Annotated in this window: 18 protein-coding genes and 1 riboswitch; of the genes, 15 read left to right on the top strand and 3 right to left on the bottom strand. The window is 36.1% G+C overall.

The window, feature by feature from the left end:
• Positions 1-6: 6 nt before the first annotated feature.
• On the bottom strand, positions 7-483 hold the full coding sequence (locus ACM26V_RS05010; RefSeq protein WP_416150343.1) for a DUF2975 domain-containing protein: 477 nt from the start codon (positions 481-483) through the stop codon (positions 7-9).
• 808 nt (positions 484-1,291) lie between these two features.
• Positions 1,292-1,377: riboswitch (cyclic di-GMP riboswitch) on the top strand.
• Between the two features lie 15 nt (positions 1,378-1,392).
• Between ACM26V_RS05010 and ACM26V_RS05015 the strand changes: the two genes are divergently transcribed.
• The 4 genes from ACM26V_RS05015 to ACM26V_RS05030 all read left to right on the top strand — a co-directional run bounded on the left by ACM26V_RS05015 (position 1,393) and on the right by ACM26V_RS05030 (position 4,793).
• Positions 1,393-1,524 carry an anti-repressor SinI family protein gene (locus ACM26V_RS05015; RefSeq protein ID WP_416150344.1) on the top strand — a complete coding sequence of 44 codons (132 nt, stop codon included), beginning with the start codon at positions 1,393-1,395 and terminating at the stop codon, positions 1,522-1,524.
• A 523-nt stretch (positions 1,525-2,047) separates the two neighbouring features.
• Positions 2,048-2,533: a MarR family winged helix-turn-helix transcriptional regulator gene (locus ACM26V_RS05020; protein ID WP_416150345.1), complete on the top strand. Its 486-nt coding sequence runs from the start codon at positions 2,048-2,050 to the stop codon at positions 2,531-2,533.
• Positions 2,526-3,713 carry an MFS transporter gene (locus ACM26V_RS05025; protein ID WP_416150346.1) on the top strand — a complete coding sequence of 396 codons (1,188 nt, stop codon included), beginning with the start codon at positions 2,526-2,528 and terminating at the stop codon, positions 3,711-3,713. The genes ACM26V_RS05020 and ACM26V_RS05025 overlap by 8 nt, the downstream gene beginning before the upstream one ends.
• Before the next feature lie 183 nt (positions 3,714-3,896).
• The gene (locus ACM26V_RS05030) at positions 3,897-4,793 is read left to right on the top strand and encodes a cupin domain-containing protein (RefSeq protein ID WP_416150347.1); all 897 of its coding nucleotides are present in this window, start codon (positions 3,897-3,899) and stop codon (positions 4,791-4,793) included.
• A 234-nt stretch (positions 4,794-5,027) separates the two neighbouring features.
• Here the strand turns inward: ACM26V_RS05030 and ACM26V_RS05035 are convergent, their stop codons facing one another.
• Together ACM26V_RS05035 and codB are read right to left on the bottom strand one after the other, a co-directional pair.
• Positions 5,028-6,299: a cytosine deaminase gene (locus ACM26V_RS05035; protein ID WP_416150348.1), complete on the bottom strand. Its 1,272-nt coding sequence runs from the start codon at positions 6,297-6,299 to the stop codon at positions 5,028-5,030.
• A gap of 3 nt (positions 6,300-6,302) precedes the next feature.
• On the bottom strand, positions 6,303-7,556 hold the full coding sequence (gene codB / locus ACM26V_RS05040) for a cytosine permease (protein WP_416150349.1): 1,254 nt from the start codon (positions 7,554-7,556) through the stop codon (positions 6,303-6,305).
• A gap of 439 nt (positions 7,557-7,995) precedes the next feature.
• Here codB and ACM26V_RS05045 point away from each other — a divergent pair, with 439 nt between their 5' ends.
• The 11 genes from ACM26V_RS05045 to ACM26V_RS05095 all read left to right on the top strand — a co-directional run bounded on the left by ACM26V_RS05045 (position 7,996) and on the right by ACM26V_RS05095 (position 21,636).
• Positions 7,996-8,775: a PhzF family phenazine biosynthesis protein gene (locus ACM26V_RS05045; protein WP_416150350.1), complete on the top strand. Its 780-nt coding sequence runs from the start codon at positions 7,996-7,998 to the stop codon at positions 8,773-8,775.
• Between the two features lie 226 nt (positions 8,776-9,001).
• Entirely contained in the window at positions 9,002-10,435 is a 1,434-nt protein-coding gene (locus ACM26V_RS05050; protein ID WP_416150351.1) for a phospholipase D family protein, read from the top strand.
• Between the two features lie 344 nt (positions 10,436-10,779).
• Positions 10,780-11,910, top strand: a complete 1,131-nt coding sequence (locus tag ACM26V_RS05055; RefSeq protein ID WP_416150352.1) for an NAD(P)/FAD-dependent oxidoreductase — start codon at positions 10,780-10,782, stop codon at positions 11,908-11,910.
• Positions 11,898-13,031, top strand: a complete 1,134-nt coding sequence (locus ACM26V_RS05060; RefSeq protein ID WP_416150353.1) for a nucleoside recognition domain-containing protein — start codon at positions 11,898-11,900, stop codon at positions 13,029-13,031. The genes ACM26V_RS05055 and ACM26V_RS05060 overlap by 13 nt, the downstream gene beginning before the upstream one ends.
• Before the next feature lie 66 nt (positions 13,032-13,097).
• Positions 13,098-13,511 (top strand): Fur family transcriptional regulator, encoded by a 414-nt coding sequence (locus ACM26V_RS05065; RefSeq protein ID WP_416150354.1) that lies wholly within the window; start codon positions 13,098-13,100, stop codon positions 13,509-13,511.
• 547 nt (positions 13,512-14,058) lie between these two features.
• Positions 14,059-14,832: a PAS domain S-box protein gene (locus tag ACM26V_RS05070; protein ID WP_416150355.1), complete on the top strand. Its 774-nt coding sequence runs from the start codon at positions 14,059-14,061 to the stop codon at positions 14,830-14,832.
• A gap of 224 nt (positions 14,833-15,056) precedes the next feature.
• Complete coding sequence (locus tag ACM26V_RS05075) at positions 15,057-15,758, top strand: NAD(P)-binding domain-containing protein (RefSeq protein ID WP_416150356.1); 702 nt, start codon at positions 15,057-15,059, stop codon at positions 15,756-15,758.
• A gap of 109 nt (positions 15,759-15,867) precedes the next feature.
• Positions 15,868-16,767: a formyltetrahydrofolate deformylase gene (gene purU, locus ACM26V_RS05080; RefSeq protein WP_416150357.1), complete on the top strand. Its 900-nt coding sequence runs from the start codon at positions 15,868-15,870 to the stop codon at positions 16,765-16,767.
• 290 nt (positions 16,768-17,057) lie between these two features.
• Positions 17,058-17,834: a sterol desaturase family protein gene (locus ACM26V_RS05085; protein ID WP_416150358.1), complete on the top strand. Its 777-nt coding sequence runs from the start codon at positions 17,058-17,060 to the stop codon at positions 17,832-17,834.
• A gap of 124 nt (positions 17,835-17,958) precedes the next feature.
• Positions 17,959-19,434, top strand: a complete 1,476-nt coding sequence (locus ACM26V_RS05090; protein WP_416151790.1) for a protein adenylyltransferase SelO — start codon at positions 17,959-17,961, stop codon at positions 19,432-19,434.
• 246 nt (positions 19,435-19,680) lie between these two features.
• Positions 19,681-21,636 (top strand): ATP-dependent DNA helicase, encoded by a 1,956-nt coding sequence (locus ACM26V_RS05095; protein WP_416150359.1) that lies wholly within the window; start codon positions 19,681-19,683, stop codon positions 21,634-21,636.
• Positions 21,637-21,843: the final 207 nt, after the last annotated feature.

Genomic DNA, 21,843 nt, shown 5'->3' on the forward strand with positions numbered 1-21,843 from the left:
TTCACCTCATACTGTTAAATCATTTTCTGATTTAATAGTTATCGCATTCTCTAACAATCGCTGGAGAACCGCCGTAAAGACTGCAATCACAACAGAAGCAAAAGTAATTGTCATTCCTATAATTGCTATTCCAGGGTGGAGAGCATTTTGTAAAAGAAGAAATAAACTACCTAAGACATATAAGATACTAATTACAATCGCGCAGTATTTTATATTCATTAAGCCCTTTACAGACAATTCCGAAAATGTAGCGTTATTTTTTATGCAGTCCAAAAGTTTTAAAGCCTGATACAAAGCAAAGAAAAACGGGATGGAGGTTACATATAAACCAATTAAGACGGGATATTGCAAATAAGCAAACTCTGGTGCTGCTTCAGTCGAAACACTTGCGATCCAAGGCAACCAAAATATACACAAGGAAAGTATCGTGATTCCAATTAAAATAACTGCAATTTTCAAAAACAATGTAGATCCAGGTTTCATTAAAATCACCTCACTTATTTATTTAATTTAAATTATACATTAAATTTATCGTTTCACAATAAAAAAACATCCTTTATCAGTAAAAATGTTTTCGTAGCACTCGGAAGATTACTTCTTCGGTAGAGATATTCACCTGTAGAACAAGGATCGAGTGTCACTATGAAAAGCGGCAATTTTGTACTTCATTGTGAGAAGAATCTTCGCATGAATGTCTCAGTTAGTCTGTCTGTGAATTCTATTTCAATTTTACTAGTTAAGAAATATCTAAGATTTTTTATCAAGTTCTTATTTTTTGAATTTTATGTTAAATTAAATATTGTGTGATATAATTTAAGGGAATTAGCGAAGAGGCTAGCTATTTGGCTCTACCTAATGAATATTAGTTAGTTGAAGGTGAAAATGTGATTAAATATAAATGTGAGAAAACATCTTCTTTATTTTTAAAAAAATGCATATACTGAAGGAGGTTTAATTCCTACTTTTTCTGTGATTTTTTCATTGTCACTTTCTTGTATCCTTTTTCTGCGTAAATCATTTTTTATGAACGTATTGACTGTTTCATTTTAGACTTAGTATTTTAGAAGTTGATAAGGTTGATAGTAGTTGCTGCTTTTAAACAATAAGCTCAGCATTGTTGATCTGTAGCTGAATAGTATTTAATGAAATAATTATGTCATTAGCTCAAAATAATAAGAATATGTCGGTCTAAAAGGGTCAATTAACTGTGAACCTTTGTTTTTTGATTCGATAAGTTGTTGTTTATTATGAGCCAAAGAGATGCTTATTTCAATGATAATAGAACCAAAAATAAAGATAAAGGCAAACTAATCGAAAGTTTAGGACGCAAAGCCACAGGTCTAAGGTTGAATGACTATGATTGCTGTGGTTGCCTCAATAACAGGGGGATAAATGATGCTAAGCTCTATTAATGATTCAGTTGAAAAACTAGATAATGAGTGGGTTGAACTGATCCAAAAGGCATATGATATGGGAATTCCTATAGAGAAAATTCGGGAATTCTTATCAAAAAAGGCGGTATAGCTAGTTTTGTTTTATTATTGTTGTAAGCGTTATAAATGACTGAAAATTTAAAATAATTAAGTTGATATTTTTCATTATAATGAAACACTCTCTAGGTGATATTTATTTTGAAATTGATGGAGAGATATAGTATTCTAATGTCTGGTCCACCAGTCTGTTAATATTTAGCGGATTGGGGATCAGGCATTTTATTTAGACGAAAGGTCTAACGATGCTATCTTGCTGGTAAAAATTCTTATCAAGTATATATATGAAATGAGACTTTCTCAAAATTATCATTGGAGATAGTCTTTTTTATTTTCGGGTTACTAGGAAACTTTTCCGGAAAGCAAACTTGATTTGCAAAGATAATGTAGAAGATTAGGCATCTTGTGCTGTATGAAAGAAAGAGCGAAAAAGATACAACAGAAGAAGCGCCGTATTATGCATGATAAATGAATACCGACTTAACATAAAAGCAAAATACTTGCATAAACAAGTATTTTGCCTGTACGATAGTAAAAGTGATTAAGGAGATGGTCCAGTGTCTGAATATAGGTTAGAAGATTCGCTAGGTTTTCTTGTTGCTAATGCTGGTCGATCTCTATCAACTAGTGTGCAACGAGTATTTTCCGAACATGGGTTCAATGTAACTACCGAACATTGGACGATATTAGTTCAGTTATGGAATCAAGATGGGCTTAGCCAACTTGAACTTGCAGAACGAACAGGCAAAGATCAAGCGAGTGTGTCCCGACTTATTCAAAATATGTTAAATCGAGAACTTATTTATAGAAGGAAAGATCCTGTTGATGCGCGTTGTAAAAGAATTTACTTAACGGAGATAGGAAAAGAACAACAAGAGAAACTAATGGAGCTTGTTACTATAACATTAATTAAGGCGACAGAAGGAATTGCGGAAGAAGATGTTGCTACAACAAAGCGTGTTCTTAAAAAAATTGCATCCAAAAATGTAACAACGAGTTGGATTTATGAAGAAACAGGTAGAAAGTTGGGGTTAGATGAATAAAATTCTATTAAAAATGGCGATTCTTTCTGTTTCGCTATTAACTGTAATGGCGGGAGCCGCAATATCTCCTGCACTTGGTGACATTGCCCTTGCTTTTCCGGATGTAAGTGAAACATCAATAAAATTAATATTAACGATACCTTCTGTGATGATAATTCCTTTCATATTTGTTTCTAGTCATTTAACAAGACGCTTTTCAAAGAAACATATTCTCTTTGTCGGAATGTTATTTTACTTAATTGGTGGATTAGGAGGGGGCTTGGTATCAAGTATAGAACTTCTGCTACTCTGTCGCGCATTATTAGGAGTAGGTGTTGGATTGCTGATGCCAATATCGACGGCACTTGTCGCTGATTTTTTTGATGGAGAAGAGAGAACTGCAACTATGGGGCAAGTAAGTGCTGCTAATAATCTAGGTGGCGTTGTACTGTTTCTAATGTCAGGTTTTTTAGCTGCGGTGAGTTGGAGGATGGCATTCAGCGTTTATAGTCTAGTTATTGTTGCAGCAATTGTTGTGTTATTATATTTACCGACTACGAGGCCTGAGAAGAAAGTGCCAGGTATGACGGTCGCACCATTACCCAAAAAACTATACGCTTATGGAGCTGCGATGTTCTTTATCGTTCTAGCATTTTATTCGGTTCCTACGAACATGGCTTTATATATCCAAGAAGAAGGAATTGGCAACTCACAAAGTTCAGGAGCTGTTATATCGATAGCAACAGCAGCAGGATTTTTTGCTGGATTACTATTAGGTAGAGTTAAACGATTATTTCAAACTTATTTTATCGCATTCCAATTATTACTAATGGGTACCGGTTTTTTCATCGTTGCTATTTCAAATCATTTATTCTTCATTGGTCTAGGTGTTGGTTTTATGGGGTTTGGATTTGGCTCGATTTTACCTACTGTATTTGACCAAGTATCACGTCAAGTACCGAAATCACAAACCGTTCAAGCGATGGCGATTGTTACAAGTATGCTGTTTTTTGGACAATTTTCTTCGCCAATTGTTCTCGATGGGATAGGTGTTTTATTTGGCAATGAGTCGATTCGGTTTATGTATATGTTTCTGTCAGGGAGCATGATTTTTGTAGCGATAGTTTTTCTAGCGATAGCGATTAAGGTAATGCTTCTGAAAAAAAAGGGGCAAATGCTGACAAATAAGAATGTTTCCTGAATTTTAAAATACATGGTACATTTATTTCTTTCCGTGCTTGACCGTGTGCGACAATCATATGGTCGAGCACTTTTTTTATTAATGTTGGAAATCGTTCATATTTTATCAGGCATTAAAATAAACGTACGTTTTAAAGAGGTAGGCATATGATTACTGTATAAATCATTAAAGGGGATGAACAAAGTGTATAATTATGTGCCAAATCCGTATCTGCATCCTTATTACACGAACGCGAACGCACAAGTAAATAACTCAGAATATATGTCACGAAGTCAACAAGATTATGAGCAACAAGAAAGTGAAGTTATTCTTACTGGGATAAAAAGAGTCGCTTCGTCAATTGAGCTATATCAGCGATTAGCAAAAGTGGCACCAACCGAAAAGCATAAAAATGACATTCTTCATGCTTTAAAAAACAAAAAGGAACATTTATATCAATTTACGAACCTTTATTCCTCACTTACTGGAAGGCAGCCTGCGTATCACGTTAATAACATGAGTTTTGATAGTTATCTAGAAGGATTACAGATAGCTCAAGATAAGGGAGTAGAGAGTTCTGAAGAATTTAGAAAGAGCGCATTGATTACTAAATATCGAGAGATCCAACATGCATTTTTACGTGCTTCTTCTGGCGAAAGAGCGAATATGACACAATTAAGGTCTTTAAATGATGATGCTATAAAAGACTACGGATCAGCACCTTTTGTCGTTAATATGGAGAAAGTTACGAAGCAAAATGATACGTTCCGCACGGCGTTGTGGACAGGAAAGCATTTGCAATTGACTTTAATGAGTATTGGTGTTGGTGAGGACATCGGTCTAGAAGTACATCCACATCTTGATCAATTCCTTCGCTTGGAACAAGGGGAAGGTCTGGTTCAAATGGGGGACAGTGAATTTAATTTAGACTTTGAAGATAATGTCTTTACAGATTATGCGATCTTTGTCCCCGCTGGAAAGTGGCATAATCTAACTAATACAGGTAATGAAACAATTAAGCTTTACTCCATCTATGCACCACCAGAACATCCATTTGGTACCGTTCATGAAACAAAAGCCATCGCAATCGAAACCGAATAATCACAGAAGCGCAGGGACGGTTCTACTGCTTCCTTCGAGTCTCTAAATAATTGTCTAAATCACGACTCCATACGAAAATGAACTACCCGGAATAACCGAATAGTTCGAACGAAGAGTATTGAGATGATTGAAATTAGAATTGTTAATATGGTTGAACAAACCTCCTTTTATTTTGAAGTATGTGGTTTGTTATTTGCTGGATGCAATATTATTTTATTAAAAGCGAGTAGATGTCTACTCGCTTTTAAAAGTAATGACTTCCTCTGAATCATTAACGATAATTTTGGTTTTACTAGGTTTAGTTTCAGCAATAATAGACCCGTTTCGGATAGAGTATAGGACAGGTGTTTGCCTTCGAACAGCATCATACTCATTCTCGGACGCCATAACAATTAAATTAGCTGGTTTGCCTTCTTCGATGCCGTATTGTTCTTGAATATTCAGTGTTTTAGCACTGTTCGTAGTAATTAAATCAATTGAATTGACAATTTGTTCATACCCCGTTAACTGACATACATGAAGCCCCATATGTAAAACTTGTAACATATTTCCTGTACCTAAGGGATACCATTGATCGAAAATATCATCGTGGCCAAAGCATACATTTACGTCTGCCTCTAACAATTCTTTCACTCTAGTTATACCGCGTCGTTTTGGGTACGTATCAAAGCGACCTTGTAAATGAATGTTCACTAATGGATTAGCTACGAAGTTGAGGTTGGCTAACTGCAATAAACGGAACAACTTCGCTGTATAAGCGCCATTATAGGAATGCATTGCTGTAGTGTGACTTGCGGTAACTTTTTCTCCCATCCCTAATCGATATGCTTCGGCTGCAACTACTTCTAAGAAACGCGATTGTTCATCGTCAATTTCATCGCAATGAAAATCAACTAATTTATTATACTTTTCGGCTAATTCAAAAGCGATTTTAACAGATTCCACACCATATTCTCTAGTGAATTCAAAGTGTGGAATCCCTCCCACGACGTCTGCCCCCATTAACAGAGATTCTTCCACTAACTCCTTCCCATTAGGAAAGGATAAAATCCCTTCCTGTGGAAAGGCAACTATTTGCAGGTTGATAAGTGAGGCCATTTCTTCCTTTACTTCCAATAGTGCCTTCAATGCTGTCAGGGTAGGATCTGTCACATCAACATGTGTGCGAACATATTGAATTCCTTGAGCGATTTGCCATTTCAATGCTGTTTTTGCTCGTTTTTTAACATCTTCTATTGTTAATGATTCTTTTCTTTCTGACCAATTTTTAATCCCTTCAAATAAGGTTCCACTTTGATTCCATTTTGGTTGTCCGGCCGTTAATGTCGTATCCAAATGAATATGAGGTTCGATAAATGGAGGTAAGACAAGAGCTGAATCAACATCTATTACTTCTTCATTTTCTTCGGATATCTTTTGTTGTGAAATCTTCTTAATTTTCCCATCTTTAACGAAAATGTTCCAAAGACCTTCTTTATTTCGAAGGTTGGCATTAACTATAATCATGAATTAACTCACCCTTTCTACTGTTGTATTTGTTTCAATATATTTATTTTGTAATAAGGATAATACAAGGAATGAAGCTGCCGATCCAATCAGGGCATTAATTGGTGCTATCCCAGGAATGAACTGCGCACTTAGTACACCAATCACCCAAGCAATAATGGCCGCCCAATTAACTGTTTTAAAATTTGTTTGTGCAAATGATGAATATTTTGCCCGGCGTAAAATGAAGTAGTCGATTAAAAGAATAGCACCAATGGGTGGTAAAGTCGATCCTAAAAACGTTAACCAACTGACAAAATTGTTGTATAACCAAATGGCTAAGATCGTTCCGATTAATCCATTAAAAATGACGACTTTGCTCTTGTCGATTTTGGTTATATGAGAAAATCCTAGTCCTGAAGCATAAAGGGAATTATCGTTCGTTGTCCAAATATTTAGACCGAGTACTAAAATCGCAGGGATAATTAGCCCTTGAATAAACATAACCTCGGATATGTCAGAAACACCTGTTGCAATAACACCGACTGCCCCGAAAGTAAACATGAGTGAATTTCCGATAAAAAAGGCAATTAACGTCGAAGTTACGGCTGATTTTTTTGTTTTAGCAAATCGAGCAAAGTCTGGAGTTAGCGTACCGCCACTAATAAATGAACCAATACAAATAGTCAATGCTGCAGCTAGACCAAGCGTCTCTGCTGGCTGTTGATCGATTAAGCCTTGTATGCCACCTAATGAATCAGTAGCAATCCCAACTGACATACTTCCCAGAACGATAATCGAAGGTACGGCTATAAAACTTAAAATAGTTAGGGCTTTCATACCGAAATAAGCAGTAGCGGTCATTAATATTCCAGCCACAAAAATCAAGACATACGTGTTGATCCCTGTTACTTGGTGGACAGGAAAAGCAAACATCGCAACCCCCACACCAAACCACCCAATTTGTGTGGCGCTAAGCAGGAAAGAAGCTAAGTAAGATCCTTTTCTACCAAATGCATATTGGGTTAATAAGTGTGTAGATAAACCAGTCTTAGCTGCGATGTATGCTAGCGCACTAGTATAAACTCCTAATATGAGATTTCCCGCTAATACAATCAAAATAAATTGTGTAAAGGTTAACCCACTTCCAAGTGTACCACCGGAAATCATACTTGCTGAGAAAAAGGTGAAGCCCATCATTACCATCAGCATCTTCAAGAAACTTTTACGACTTTCCAGTGGTACAGGTTGTAAAGCATATTCATGATCTTGTGCCATTTTAAATCCTCCCTTGTTTTATGAAATATAGATAGAGCTCTTTATATAATAAAAAGTCCAGGAAGAATAATAATTATTCTTCACTGGACTTTTCCTCCCATGTGCACATTTAGGATCAAATGTTCTCTCTTCGGACCAGGCTTTACCAACAGTAAAACGGAACCCTAGAAAGGCTTTTATTCGTATGTAGGTATTATATTAGCAATGATTCTAATAATCGTCTTCAAACCTGTCAGATTACATAACAAGAATTATGAAACCGAAGGCACGGTTCTCCTACTGCCTTCGAGTCTCTAAATATTAGTGCTTGTTGACTGATGTTTTAAATTAAAGCAAGTTGTAAAGATTACTTACAAGTTCACAAAAATATAAAGGGATTTCAGAATTCACAAAGAATAATATTTATAGTGAATTTATAAATATGCGAGGGGGCTTCCAAATGAAAATACCAATATACCAAATAGATGCTTTTACAAGTGACCAATTTAGAGGCAATCCAGCAGCAGTATGTCCATTAAAAGCGTGGATAAAAGATGATTTAATGCAAAAAATTGCCGCTGAAAATAATTTATCGGAAACAGCTTTTTTTGTTAAAAAAGATAACGGATATGAGTTGAGATGGTTCACTCCTGAAGATGAAGTTGATTTATGCGGACATGCGACATTGGCCGCTGCATATGTGATATGTACGTATTTAGATGAAAATATAAGCGATATCACGTTTCATACACAAAGTGGGATTTTAGAAGTATTTAAGAATGGTTCACTATTTACATTAGTATTTCCTTCAAGGGAAGGAGAAAAATGCGATCCTCCAGAGGCACTAGTTAAAGGCTTAGGCAAGGCACCAAAGGAAGTCTATCTGTCACGTGACTATATGGCGGTTTATGAAACAGAACAAGATATTCTAAGTTTAGATTTAAACATGGATGAATTGAAAAAACTAGATGGCCTTGGTGTCATAGTAACAGCAAAAGGAAATAAAGTAGATTTTGTATCAAGGTTTTTTGTACCAAAGGCAGGGATAAATGAAGATCCAGTAACTGGTTCAGCACATTGTACGTTAATTCCATATTGGAAAAAAGTATTAAACAAAACTGATCTTGAGGCATTGCAATTATCTGAAAGAGGTGGAAAGCTGTATTGTGTTGATTCAGGTGAAACCGTCAAAATATCTGGGGAAGCAGTAGCTTATTTAGAAGGACACATAAATATTTAAGTGGTAATATTTTTAGTTGATAATTCAAAAACATAAAAAGCCATGAAAAGCATTATTTTAACTAATGCTTTCATGTTTTTTTGTGTTGGATAAAGGAGCGCATTATTTGTGAAGATATACATAACTACTAAAGGTAACCAATTTAAAAAAACAGGATTCTCATCTACCTATACCGGGTATAGATAGAAATGCAAAATCATTCATCTAGATGATCGGAGAACCTACAATGAAAAAACGTTATTTGCTCCTTATATTTGTCTTATTGATTTATATTATTGTTTTAATCTATCACCAAGTAAAATCTCTACCCGCCGGTGTATCTTACAGTGGAGACATGCACACGCTTTCTGAAGATGACGTGACTTTCCTCTATGATTTAACCTATCAACAGGATGGTGAAGAGGTATACGAGCAACATATTTTTGACGAAGTGTACACACTGATTGAGGAAGCAGAGGAATTTCTAATCATTGACATGTTCATGATTAATGAATTTTCTAATGAGTCACGAGACTTTCCATCTCTCAGTGCTGATTTCTCGGCAAAAATCGAGCAGCAAATGGCTGACAATCAAGAATTGAACGTCATTATAATTACTGATGAGATCAACACGACTTACGGCTCTCATGAAGCGGAACATATTGATTCGCTAGCTGAGTTAGGCGCAGAGGTAATTTATACCGATCTGACAAAACTCCGCGATCCAAACCTCTTATATTCTGGGCTTTGGCGAATGTTCTTTCAATGGTTTGGACAATCTGGAACTGGCTGGATACCAAATGCACAAGGAAGATCATCGCCGGATGTCACCTTACGTTCTTACTTGAATTTGTTGAATATTAAAGCCAACCATCGAAAGGCCGTGATCAGTGAAAAAAGTGGTATGTATTTATCAGCTAATCCACATGATGCAAGTGCGTATCATTCAAACATCGCTTTTCGTGTTCAGGGAACGATTTTAGAGGATATGATCGAAGTCGAGAAAGCAGTAGCAGCATTTTCAGGAGGCGATACTTCATACTTTCCGACAGATATTATCGCATCTGATGATAGTAGTGATGGCGGAACAATTCAGGGGCAAGTAGTCACAGAGAAGGAAATTGAGTACGCGATTATTGATGCTCTAGACCAGGCTACCCAAGGGAATTGGGTTTGGATTGGAATGTTTTATTTGTCAGATAGACACATCATCGAAGCAATTAATCAAGCTGCCGATCGCGGTGTAAACGTTAGACTAATACTTGATCCAAATGAGAATGCCTTCGGTCAGGAAAAAATCGGGTTACCCAATATTCCAATTGCAAGTGAGCTTTTGGAAAGAGATGACAATAACATTCAGATTCGCTGGTATAACGTGAATGAGGAACAGTATCATTCGAAAATCATCTATATTCGAGGTGAGGAAGAAAGCCAAGTGATAGGTGGTTCGACCAACTTTACCTCTCGCAACTTGGATAACTATAATTTAGAAAATAACTTAAATTTTCTCGCATCAAATGATAGTGAGTTCATCGAAGAAGTCGATGATTACTTTACTCGACTGTGGCAAAACGATGACGCTAACTACACATTAGATTACGATACACATGCCGACAAGCTTAGTACAGCACGCTACATCCTCTACTTGATACAAAAGACGTTAAGATTTACAACATATTGATTAGAAAAAACTAGGCTTGTCGCCAAGTCCTTCATGGCGAAAGCCTTATTTTATTTTATGCTTTAATCCTTTAGCGAAGTTAAACCTTCTTAAAATATGAAAAAGAACAACGCCCAGGCGCTGTTATTTTTTAGTGATGCTGTAAAACTTGAAAGTAAGTGTCAAAAAGTAAGTTGGTAGAATTAACCTTGACTTCAACCAATAAATTGATTAATATTTATAAATAGGAATCATTACGTTTTGTGATTTTTCACTATAATAATTCCGTGAATATTTTAGTTGAGGAGTATTTAAGGATTACCAGAAAAAAATTCAATTTAGAAGTGAAGAAAGAAGGTCTATAAATGATAAATGAACACAAAGATTCTCATTGCTATGATGTTATAATCGTTGGTGGTGGAGCTGCGGGTGTTGGGGTAGGTGCTGTATTAAAACAACTCGGATTATCTGATTTTTTAATTTTGGATAAGGACCAAGTAGCAAGTACCTTTAAAAAATGGACAAAAGAAATGAGGTTACTAACACCATCGTTTCCAGGACACGGTTTTGGTTTGTTAGACTTGAACGCGATTGTACCTAATACATCACCAGGATACAGCTTTAAATCAGAACACTTAAGTGGAGAGGATTATGCCACATATATTAGTAAAGTTGCGGAGCACTTTGAACTACCGATTGAAGAAAAAGTGGAAGTGAAAAGTGTCGATAAGAAAAAAGATACTTTTTTTGTGCAAACAAATGAAGGTACATATAAATCTCTCTTTATTATTTGGGCAGCAGGAGAGTTTCACTATCCAAACAGTCAACCTTTTTCAGGAGCTCAGCATTGTCTTCATACAAGTCAGATTTCTAGTTGGGAAAATTGTAAAGAAGATCACTATTTTATTATCGGAGGGTCTGAAAGTGGAGTTGATGCTGCAATTCAATTGAGTTCACAAGGTATTCCATCAACGATTCTTACAAAAACACCAACTTGGCAAAATGATGATCCTGATCCTAGCAAATCGCTTTCCCCATTTACTTTAGATCGGTTAAAAAGAGCGCCATCATTAATTAGATTAATCGACAATTCAAAAACGCTAAGGGTTATTGGTGAAGATGATGGTTTCAGTATAGAACTGTCAAATGGGAAACAAGTACACACAAAAACACCGCCCTTATTAGCAACAGGGTACCGGACTAGCCTTTCTCTCTTACCTGACAAGTTTGTTTGGGATAGTGAAAATAAATTACAACTAACTGAAAGGGATGAATCGACTGTTACAGAAGGATTATTTCTCGTTGGTCCTCAGGTTGAGCATAGAGATGTCATCTTCTGTTTTATCTATAAATTTAGACAAAGGTTTGCGATTGTAGCAGAAGAAATTTGCATTCGACTAGGTCATCCAGTAAATGAAGAAGTCATGGCAGAATACGAAGATGCTGGAATGTACTTGGATGACTTATCTTGTTGTGACGATTCATGTATCTGTTAGATGTAAAAGAGGGATCGCAAAGACGAGATCCTCTGTTAACGTTGAAAAGACTTGGGTGTTTACTGGGGATATTGTTGATTTATGGACTTCCAGTGATTCTTGCTTATAACCTATCTGGTTGGATAGAGCCTTTAGTGGAAATTAACATATTAGCACCTATAAAATCTCTGGTTATCGTTTTCCCTACATTTATAGAGCAACTGTTAATAGGTAATTATGGCATCCTAACATTGGGTATTTTCAGTTTTGTATGGGCATTCCCAGTCGTTCTATTTATTAGTTTCAGTATTGCAATATCAGATGAATTAAGGCTAAAGGAAGTCGTTACGACACATCTCGATCCTTGGTTACGAAAAATAGGTTTAAACGGGCAAGATCTAGTGCCGATTCTTTCAGGTTATGGATGTAATGTAGTGGCAATCTATCAAACGCAAGCATGTAAAGCCTGTACAAGAGGTGCTTGTGTTTCACAGATTTCCTTTGGTTCTGCTTGTAGTTATCAAATTGGAGCAACATTATCCATTTTTCATGTCATCGGTCAGCCATGGCTATTTATTCCTTACTTGCTCATTTTATTTGTTGTAGGGGCAATGCATACTAGGTTTTGGTATGGAAAACAAGAGAGAAATCTATCTTTTTTTCTAAAACCGAAATTACGGAAAGCTCTAAATTGGAAAAAAATAATGAACAAATTAAAAAACTCACTAAACCAATTTTTATTGCAAGCAATTCCAATATTTCTACTAATATGTGCCCTAGCATCGATATTAGAAGTCTTAGGTTTAGTGCGGTGGTTAGGAATACAAGTAGGTCCTGTATTTGAATTTTTACATTTCCCAGCCGAATCTGGAGTGATTATGCTTTTTTCAATTATTCGAAAAGATGGAATTTTGTTATTGAATCAAGGGGAAGGGGCGTTATTACAAAGTATTACATCAGGTGAATTGTTTGTGCTTGTTTATTTGGCTTCAACATTGTCGGCATGTGCAGTAACATTATGGGCAATAAAAAAAGAAATGGGAAAGTCATACATGATAAGACTTGTATTAAAACAAGTTAGTACTGCGGTTCTTTCTGCTTCAATTATTCTACTATCTGTAAGGATATTTTTATCATTGTGATTGTTTAAAACGAGAATTAACAGGATGAAAACTTGATATAAGTGTATTTGGGAGGAGATCGTGCCAATGGATTGGATCATTGAGCGATTGTGCGAAGCAGGATATAAAATGACTGATAAACGGAAACGAATCCTCACTTGTTTTGGCCAAGAGAGTCGATATAAGTCTGCCAAAAGTGTGTATCGTTTAATGAAATTTTTTTTTCCAACCATAAGTTTGGATACGATATACCGTAATCTCACTTTATACGAATCGCTTGGCATTATAGAGTCAACAGAATGGAGAGGAGAAACGATTTACTGTTTAGCTTCTCATCAAGCCAAACATCAGCACCACTTAATTTGTATTCATTGTGGAAAGATTCACCGAATTGATTTCTGTCCAATGAGTACAATTTCTGTTGAATCAGAAGGGTTTGTTATTACTGGTCATAAGTTTGAGGTTTATGGGTATTGTCTGGAGTGTCAACAAAATACATAATTTAAGGTCCCCATCCAGTTGGAGGGGGACTGTTGAATTAAATAGCGACTCTAATTTTGCCAGTATAAAAGTTAAACCTAAAAATTGATCACAACAGCGAATCGTTTTTACCTACCTCAACAGGGCAATCATTTATTCTCATCGATATGTCTTCTATCAAAAAATTATATGGAGGAAAGTATTGATTTCCTAGTAGAATCAATCTACTAAATTTATTGTAGTCGATTAGTTTCCATTGCTCAACCACTTGTCCAATTGAATCCAGATAATATTCTAAACCTTACACTGGCTGGAATTCAGCAATTATCTTGAACGGTTCTAGCATAACTAGCATACTCATTTATAGATTCTACTCTATCATTTTGAGAAGGAAATCTTTTTAAATGATAGATTAAATCTATAGTAATTTATGATGAAAGGTTTAACAAGTTGATGTATAGTTATGGTAAGATATAATAGAATTTTCATGATTTATTTTTATTAAAGAGATTATTTTTTGTTTCTGGATAATATGGAATGGAAACTTTCATTTTAAGGGGTTGAAGATTTGGACGAATTCGCAAAAAATAATGACTTAACTATTAGTGAAAAAGAGGAAATGTATCGACAAATTGTTGAATACTCATTTGAGACTACGGTAATTCACTCGAACCATGAGGTATTATACATAAATGCATCAGGTGCAGAATTTTTAAGAGCAACGAAAGCAGATTTTATGGGTGCTAATATTATTGACGTTTTTACGGATGATTATAAAGATTTAATTATTGAAAGAATTCGAAAGGGAACAGAAGAGAGAAGTTCCGGCGAATTAATAGAAACAACAGTAATTAGAGCTGATGGTACTATTGCTGAGGTTGAACTATACTGTCATCCAGTAATGTTTGGTCAAACAGAAGCGATTCAATCTATTATGCGGGATATAACTCCACGAAAAGAAGCGGAGAATAATCTAAAAAAAGTAATGAATGAAATAGCGACTCCGATTGTACCTGTATCCGAAGGAATTGCTGTTCTTCCTCTTGTAGGGGATTTAAACGAAGCTCGAACCATACAAATGCTAGATACGATTCCGCAAAAAATTGGAAAGTATCATTTAGACCATTTAATTATAGATGTTTCCGGGATTTATAATTTTGATGATGTTGTTGCAGAATTTATCTATAAAATAAATCCAATTATTGAGCTTCTAGGAATTTCTGTCTTGTACACGGGTATAAGGCCAGAACTTGCTAAAAAAGCGGTAGAACTTCAGATCGATATCAACTCTCTTAAAACGATGCCCAATGTGAAACAAGCATTAAACCAATTGAAAACTTAATTAAAAAGGAACGGAGAAATCTATCGCCGTTCCTTTTTTACTTGACCATTTGTACAATATCTAGATAAATAATGAATACAAGAACAGAAATGCATTTTACTTAGTTTATTTACGGCTCTAAATTTTGTTTACTCTGCTAAACAACCATTTTATGACAAAAGAGCTTGTTTTATATAGTTGGTAATGTCACTTTATTGAGCTTTCATTTAAAGGAGGAACCATTTATGAATGACAATTGGGGTATTGTTGGTATTGGGAAGTTAGGTGAAGCGATTCTTACCCAATTTAATCACTGCAACATGCCTATAGGTATTTACCATCCGAATATAGATAAAGTAACTGAGACTACGAAAAGTTATCCTCGGACTAGAATATTACAAAAAGCAGACTTAGCCTCATTAGATTTTTTAATTTTAGCACTTCCGGCAAATAACGTGATACCTTTTATTAACGATTACCACCAATCTAAGGGGCTCACTTTGCAACATACGACGTTGATCAATATGGCGACGAGCATGCCAACGGAAAAATTAAGAAAAGCATTTCCGGACTTAACATGGACCGGGATGAAGTTTGTCGGTCATTCGGAAAGTTTAAAACGTTATGGGAACGGACTTTTTATAACAGCGGAAGAGGTAGTAGAAAAAGAGGAATACCAGGAAGTGTATCAATGTTTTTCAAAACTTGGTCAGGTGGTAGTGGATAAAGAATCTATCGTTGAAAAAATAAATAAATTATCAACCTATCATGCGATTAAGGTTGCTAGAGAACTCGAGCAAGAATTGGGTGAACAAGGTTTGTCGGATCTGTTTAAAGAACAGGCATTACGTTCCATTTTGCCAGAAGTTATTAGAGCATATTCAAAAGGGAACTTAGGCCATTTTGCGCAAGACGTCATTAAGAAATTGGAACAGGAAGAAAAATAATAAACAGACGATAAAGTGAAAATTAATTTAATTCTTTTTAAAAAATCATTCACCAATTAAGGTGATTTCATGTATAATGATTTCTATCAATCATAGAGAGGTTTTTGCAATGAACTTATATATAGAAGATAAAATTAAAGTTTTTCAAGAAAGTAATAAGAATCGTGGACGTCTGTTAGTTAGTTGTCCAGACCAACCAGGAATTGTTTCGGCAATTTCTAATTTATTTTTTTCGTTTAACGCGAATATTGTTGAATCAAGTCAATATTCAACAAATTCTGGTGATGGAACCTTTTTTATTCGAATTGAATTTGAATGTCCATCTTTGAAAGATAAAACAAATGACATGGAGGCGCAACTTGCTATCATTGCTGAGAAGTTCTCGATGGTATGGACTTTAAATCATATCTATAACGTAAAAAAAGCTGCTATTTTTGTATCAAAAGAGCTACACTGTTTGCAAGAACTTCTATGGGAATGGCAAAGTGGGGACTTAACGACTGACATTGCTCTTGTTATAAGTAATCATGAAGCGGCGAGAGAAGTTGTAGAAGGACTCAATATCCCATTTTATTATATTCCAGCGAATAAAGATATTCGCAAACAAGTTGAGGAAAAACAACAACAACTTTTGAAAGATTATGAGATTGATTTCATTGTCTTGGCACGTTATATGCAAATCTTAACACCAGAATTTGTTGAAGCACATCCAAATAAAATTATTAATATTCATCATTCTTTCTTACCTGCCTTTATTGGTGCAAAACCATATGAGCGTGCGTATGACCGTGGAGTAAAGTTAATTGGAGCAACATCTCATTATGTGACGAATGATCTTGATGAGGGACCGATTATCGATCAGGATATCGCTCGTGTCGATCATCGTGATAATGTTGCGAGGTTAAAGAAAATAGGTACTTCCATCGAACGTAGCGTATTAGCTCGAACGGTGAAGTGGCATATAGAAGACCGTATTATTGTTCATAAAAATAAAACGATTGTTTTTTAATGATTTAGGTGTCTGTCCATAGGGGCAGGCACCTTTTGTATTATAGTATTTTTGACTTTAGTAGGTGCATACAAACGGTGTACGTATCGTTTGTTTATGGGATTTTTGTGGTAAAATAAACGAAAGGAAGTCAAAAGATGGATAATCAAAAGCCACATGATCAAAAAGACGTTCGGAAATGTGGCTGTTGCTAATAGTTTTAGCGTAATCTTTCACAGTATTTCCTTGTGGTACAGAGAAGATAAGACATTTTTTTTACTTGATTTCTTGTATGAAAGAAGGTTTATTTGATGTTTGATTCCTTTTTAAATTGGTTAGAAGGGGCATCATGGCTGAATGCTACCATTCTGTTATTTCTGTTAAATATAATGATTCTAGTAAGTTGTATTCTTATTGGGAATAAGCTTGTGATCTGGTTCTATAAGCGGCCAGTGGCATCGATCATTACGACTCGTCCGAGTGAGGTTGGATTAGCAGTTTTATCCGTCATTCTTAATACAAGTGTGACTTTGCTAGGCTTTTACTTATGGAAAAATGATGTTATTGTTTTAAGTACAAGTTTTGGTTTACTCGATTGGCTCGACATTGTTGTATTACTGTTGATTATGGACTTTTTAATGTACGTATTTCATAGGTTTGCTCATATGAAAAAGCTATATCCGTTTATTCATCAAACTCATCATAGTTTTGAAGATCCAAGGCCAATTACATTATTTGCATTAAATCCGTTAGAAAACCTTGGTTTTGGATTGTTATGGATTGTAGTGTTGTGCATTTATCCAGCTTCGTGGATTGGGATTGCCGGTTACTTATTTCTAAATGTCGTTTACGGCCTTATCGCTCATTTAGGAGTAGAACCATTTCCAAGTTGGTGGGTGAAACACCCTCTATCAAAATGGATATCAACAAGTACTTACCACACACAGCATCATCATCAAGAAAATTATAACTTCGGTTTTTATACGGTTATTTGGGATCGGCTTTTCAAAACGATGTCACCACATTATCCTTCGCATTTCGCTAAGAAATTGCCTGATCGAGATACGAAAGTAGAATCTAATCGTTAGGTCTCTCCGGACATTGTGACGCATATGATTGCATAGGCTCTTATCTGGTTAGGTATAATAGAATAAAATAGCTAGAATGGAATAATACATAATTAAAGTAGACAAAAAACGAAAAGGGGATATGATGTCACAGAGAAACGGAACTACAAACGCAGGATGGAACTTAGAAAACAGTTATGCAGGTTTGTCAACACCTTTTTTTACGAAACTTGAGTTAAATCCAGTATCCGAAGCAAAGTTAATTTTTCTTAATCGTTCGTTAGCTACATCTCTCGGATTGAATGTTGAGGAATTAGAGAGCGAAGATGGTGTGGATGTTCTTGCAGGGAACCAGGTTCCAGAAGGTTCTGTACCTATTGCTCAAGCATATGCGGGACACCAATTCGGAAATTTTACGATGTTAGGGGATGGCCGAGCTCTTCTAATTGGGGAACAGGTCACTCCAGATGGTAAGCGGTTTGATCTTCAACTCAAAGGTTCAGGTAGAACACCATACTCTCGCGGTGGTGATGGTCGAGCTGCTCTTGGACCGATGTTACGTGAATATATTATCAGCGAAGCGATGTATGCACTCGATATTCCAACTAACCGCAGCTTAGCTGTTGTGACAACCGGTGAACCGGTTATTCGTGAAACCAATCAACCTGGTGCGGTCCTGACTCGCGTTGCTTCAAGTCATATTCGTGTTGGGACCTTTGAATATGCATCTCAGTTAGGGACGGTTGAGGATTTACAGGTGTTAGCTGATTATACATTGCAACGACACTATCCAGATTTTGATGGTGCCGAGAATCGCTATCATTTCTTACTACAGGAAGTAATCAAACGCCAGGCAGAACTTGTTGCTAAATGGAATCTCGTTGGCTTTATTCACGGGGTAATGAATACGGACAATATGGCAATTAGTGGAGAGTCGATTGATTTCGGTCCTTGTGCATTCATGAATACGTATGATCCATCAACGGTGTTTAGTTCTATTGACGTTCAAGGCCGTTATGCTTACGGTAATCAGCCGTATATTGCCGGGTGGAATCTGGCGAGATTTGCGGAAACGCTATTGCCGCTGCTACATGATAATCAAGAAGAAGCGGTCAAGCTTGCTCAGGAAGAAATTTCTGGCTTTTCGAAATTGTACCTCAACCACTGGCTCGTAGGGATGAGAGGAAAATTAGGAATATTTAATGAACAAGAGGACGATAAATCGCTTATTGAAGATCTTCTTACGATTATGCAAAAGTATCGTGCTGATTATACGAATACATTCATCGCTTTAACGTTTGATAAGGCAAAGGGGACGGAGCTGTTTGAGAGTGATGAGTTTGCTAAGTGGAACGAGCGCTGGCAGACGAGACTAAACAAGCAACAGTTATCGAATGCCGCAGCGCATGAGTTAATGCGTAATAGTAATCCTGCGGTGATACCTCGGAATCACCGGGTAGAAGATGCACTTGAAGCTGTAGTCGAACGAGGAGACTATAGCGTAATGGGGCAATTACTGGATATTCTTTCTAAGCCTTACGCGCATACTTCTGCTCAGGCTGATTTTGCGGAACCGCCTGCGGATTTAGATGAAAATTACCAAACCTTTTGCGGTACGTGATGTGGAGATCTCTCGCTCTTAAATAAATTTTTCTACTTTTCTTGATTAAATGTAAACATAATTTTTATAAAATGATGCTATCCCTTTACTTTGGGATGGCATTTAGTTTATGATGGATTCTTTCGGGGGTATGTTTTATTCCTGATACGAGGCGACCTTCGTAAGTTTTTGAAAATAAATAATTAGAATTTAAGAGCATTATTAAATTAGAGCTGATAAAAGCGAAATAAAAGGGGTTACTTCTTAATGGCGAAATCACTTCCATTTACGATATCAAAAACAGAAAATTTCTTTGACCGTCTAGGAGAATATGTCGGAGATGTTTTTTACGACATATTACCGGAACAAGGCTATGAACTTCGAGATGAACAGATTTATATGGCGTTTCAAGTGGAACAAGCCTTCAAAAATAAATCAACGATTTTTGCAGAAGCGGGCGTTGGTACTGGGAAAACATTCGTTTATCTTATCTATGCGATTTGTTATGCTAGATATAAACGAAAGCCAGCTATTATTTCCTGTGCGGACGAAACGTTAATCGAGCAATTAGTAAAAGATGGCGGAGATATTGAAAAACTAGAAAAAGCACTTGGTATCAAGCTTGATGTACGCTTGGCAAAAGCACGTGAACAATATGTTTGTATGAAAAAATTAGATCCACTATCAAACAAAACAGAAGATGAAGATATTCTCCGTGTCCATGATGAAATCCCTGATTTTGTTTATGATCAAGGAACTTCGATGCAAACATTTGAGCGTTACGGTGATCGAAAAGAGTATCCGTGGGTACCGAATGAAACGTGGGAAAAGGTCTCTTGGGATCCATTGCAACAGTGCAACACGTGTGACTGGCGACATCGCTGTGGACAAACGTTAAATCGTGACTATTATAAACAATCTTCTGATTTAATCATTTGCTCCCATGATTTTTATATGGAGCATGTTTGGACGAAAGATTCTCGTAAACGGGAAGGACAGTTGCCGTTATTACCTGATGCAAGTTGTGTCGTGTTTGATGAAGGACATTTACTAGAGTTTTCTGCACAGAAAGCATTGACCTATCGCTTTCATTCCGAAACATTAACTGCAGTGCTGACTGAATATATGAGTCAGGAAGTGCGTGAGGAATCATTATTTCTGATCGAAGATATTTTAGCTCTCCACGATGAGTGGTTTGATTTATTAATTGATACAGCTACATTAGTTGAAGGGTCAAATCGTAAAGAAGTACCTAGGTCAAAAACGATGATGGACTTAGCAACGAAGATAAATGAAAAAGTACAATTACTATTAGAACAACTTGTTTTTGATACGGACTTATTTAAAATTGATGAATATCATGTGAAAATAATTGAAGAATATTTGGAATTTTTCACTTATGGATTAACAGTTTTATTACAAGGCAATCAAGGAGTTTTTTGGTTGGAAGAGAATGAATCGCAACACTCGTTTGTGATCATGCCACGTCTCGTTGAAGATGTCTTGAAAAAGGATGTTTTTTCTCAATCGATTCCGTTTATCTTTTCATCAGCAACCTTGTCTCAAGCGGGTGATTTCAAGTATATTGCAGATAGCTTAGGAATTGAGCAATATGATTCATTTGAAGTTCAATCACCATTTGATTATGAGAAGCAGATAACGATCACTGGTCATCTGCAAGAAAATGATAATGAAAAATGGCAAGGGATTAAAAACAATGTAATAGAGACAAACGGAAAATCATTAATCCTATTTTCTTCAAAGGAAGAAATGATACAGTTTCGTAATTGGGCAGATCAGCAGACGTGGGATTTTTCTATTATTTATGAAGGGAAACGTGAAATAAGCGAATTGGTGAAACAATTTCAAGACGATGTCTCTTCCGTATTTTGTTCCTATAACTTATGGGAAGGATTAGACGTTCCCGGAGAATCATTATCCCAAGTTATTATCGCGTCTTTACCATTCCCACCACATGATCCGGTATTTCAAGCAAAACGAAAACATACGGAAAATCCGATAGAAGAAGTAGATAATCCTTACATGATCCTTCGTCTCAGACAAGGAATTGGTCGTCTGATTCGAACGAGTAAAGACAGTGGTACAATTAACATTTGGCTAAATCCCGCTCAAAAAAATCTCTACGAAAAAGAAATCCAACAAGTCCTCCCAGTCAACATAAACTGGAAGCAGAGGGACGGTTCTTTTGCTTCCTCTCTCTAAGGGAGCCAAGAGCAAAGCTAATAAAACTTTATTCGAAGATATAATTGATAAACCCTTGACTGAGCTGTCAGGGGTTTATATTGAATATGAGACATCGTTACTTTATGTTGAAATATGTTGTGTTGTTTAGAACATTAACTCAATATTAAAGTTTGTTCATTTATCAATATCTACATTTGAAAAGCATAGAAACTATTAGCAAGTTTC

Origin of the sequence: Salipaludibacillus sp. HK11 (assembly GCF_047795645.1) — a bacterium.
In the GTDB taxonomy this organism is placed as follows: Bacteria; Bacillota; Bacilli; order Bacillales; family Salisediminibacteriaceae; genus Salipaludibacillus.

Coding starts and splice junctions, on each gene's coding strand:
- ACM26V_RS05090 (WP_416151790.1), top strand. CDS start 17,959: ATGTCACAGAGAAACGGAACTACAAACGCAGGATGGAACTTAGAAAAC.
- ACM26V_RS05050 (WP_416150351.1), top strand. CDS start 9,002: ATGAAAAAACGTTATTTGCTCCTTATATTTGTCTTATTGATTTATATT.
- purU (WP_416150357.1), top strand. CDS start 15,868: ATGAACTTATATATAGAAGATAAAATTAAAGTTTTTCAAGAAAGTAAT.
- ACM26V_RS05015 (WP_416150344.1), top strand. CDS start 1,393: ATGATGCTAAGCTCTATTAATGATTCAGTTGAAAAACTAGATAATGAG.
- ACM26V_RS05065 (WP_416150354.1), top strand. CDS start 13,098: ATGGATTGGATCATTGAGCGATTGTGCGAAGCAGGATATAAAATGACT.
- ACM26V_RS05010 (WP_416150343.1), bottom strand. CDS start 483: ATGAAACCTGGATCTACATTGTTTTTGAAAATTGCAGTTATTTTAATT.
- ACM26V_RS05085 (WP_416150358.1), top strand. CDS start 17,058: ATGTTTGATTCCTTTTTAAATTGGTTAGAAGGGGCATCATGGCTGAAT.
- ACM26V_RS05055 (WP_416150352.1), top strand. CDS start 10,780: ATGATAAATGAACACAAAGATTCTCATTGCTATGATGTTATAATCGTT.
- ACM26V_RS05045 (WP_416150350.1), top strand. CDS start 7,996: ATGAAAATACCAATATACCAAATAGATGCTTTTACAAGTGACCAATTT.
- ACM26V_RS05025 (WP_416150346.1), top strand. CDS start 2,526: ATGAATAAAATTCTATTAAAAATGGCGATTCTTTCTGTTTCGCTATTA.
- ACM26V_RS05035 (WP_416150348.1), bottom strand. CDS start 6,299: ATGATTATAGTTAATGCCAACCTTCGAAATAAAGAAGGTCTTTGGAAC.
- ACM26V_RS05075 (WP_416150356.1), top strand. CDS start 15,057: ATGAATGACAATTGGGGTATTGTTGGTATTGGGAAGTTAGGTGAAGCG.
- ACM26V_RS05095 (WP_416150359.1), top strand. CDS start 19,681: ATGGCGAAATCACTTCCATTTACGATATCAAAAACAGAAAATTTCTTT.
- ACM26V_RS05060 (WP_416150353.1), top strand. CDS start 11,898: ATGTATCTGTTAGATGTAAAAGAGGGATCGCAAAGACGAGATCCTCTG.
- codB (WP_416150349.1), bottom strand. CDS start 7,556: ATGGCACAAGATCATGAATATGCTTTACAACCTGTACCACTGGAAAGT.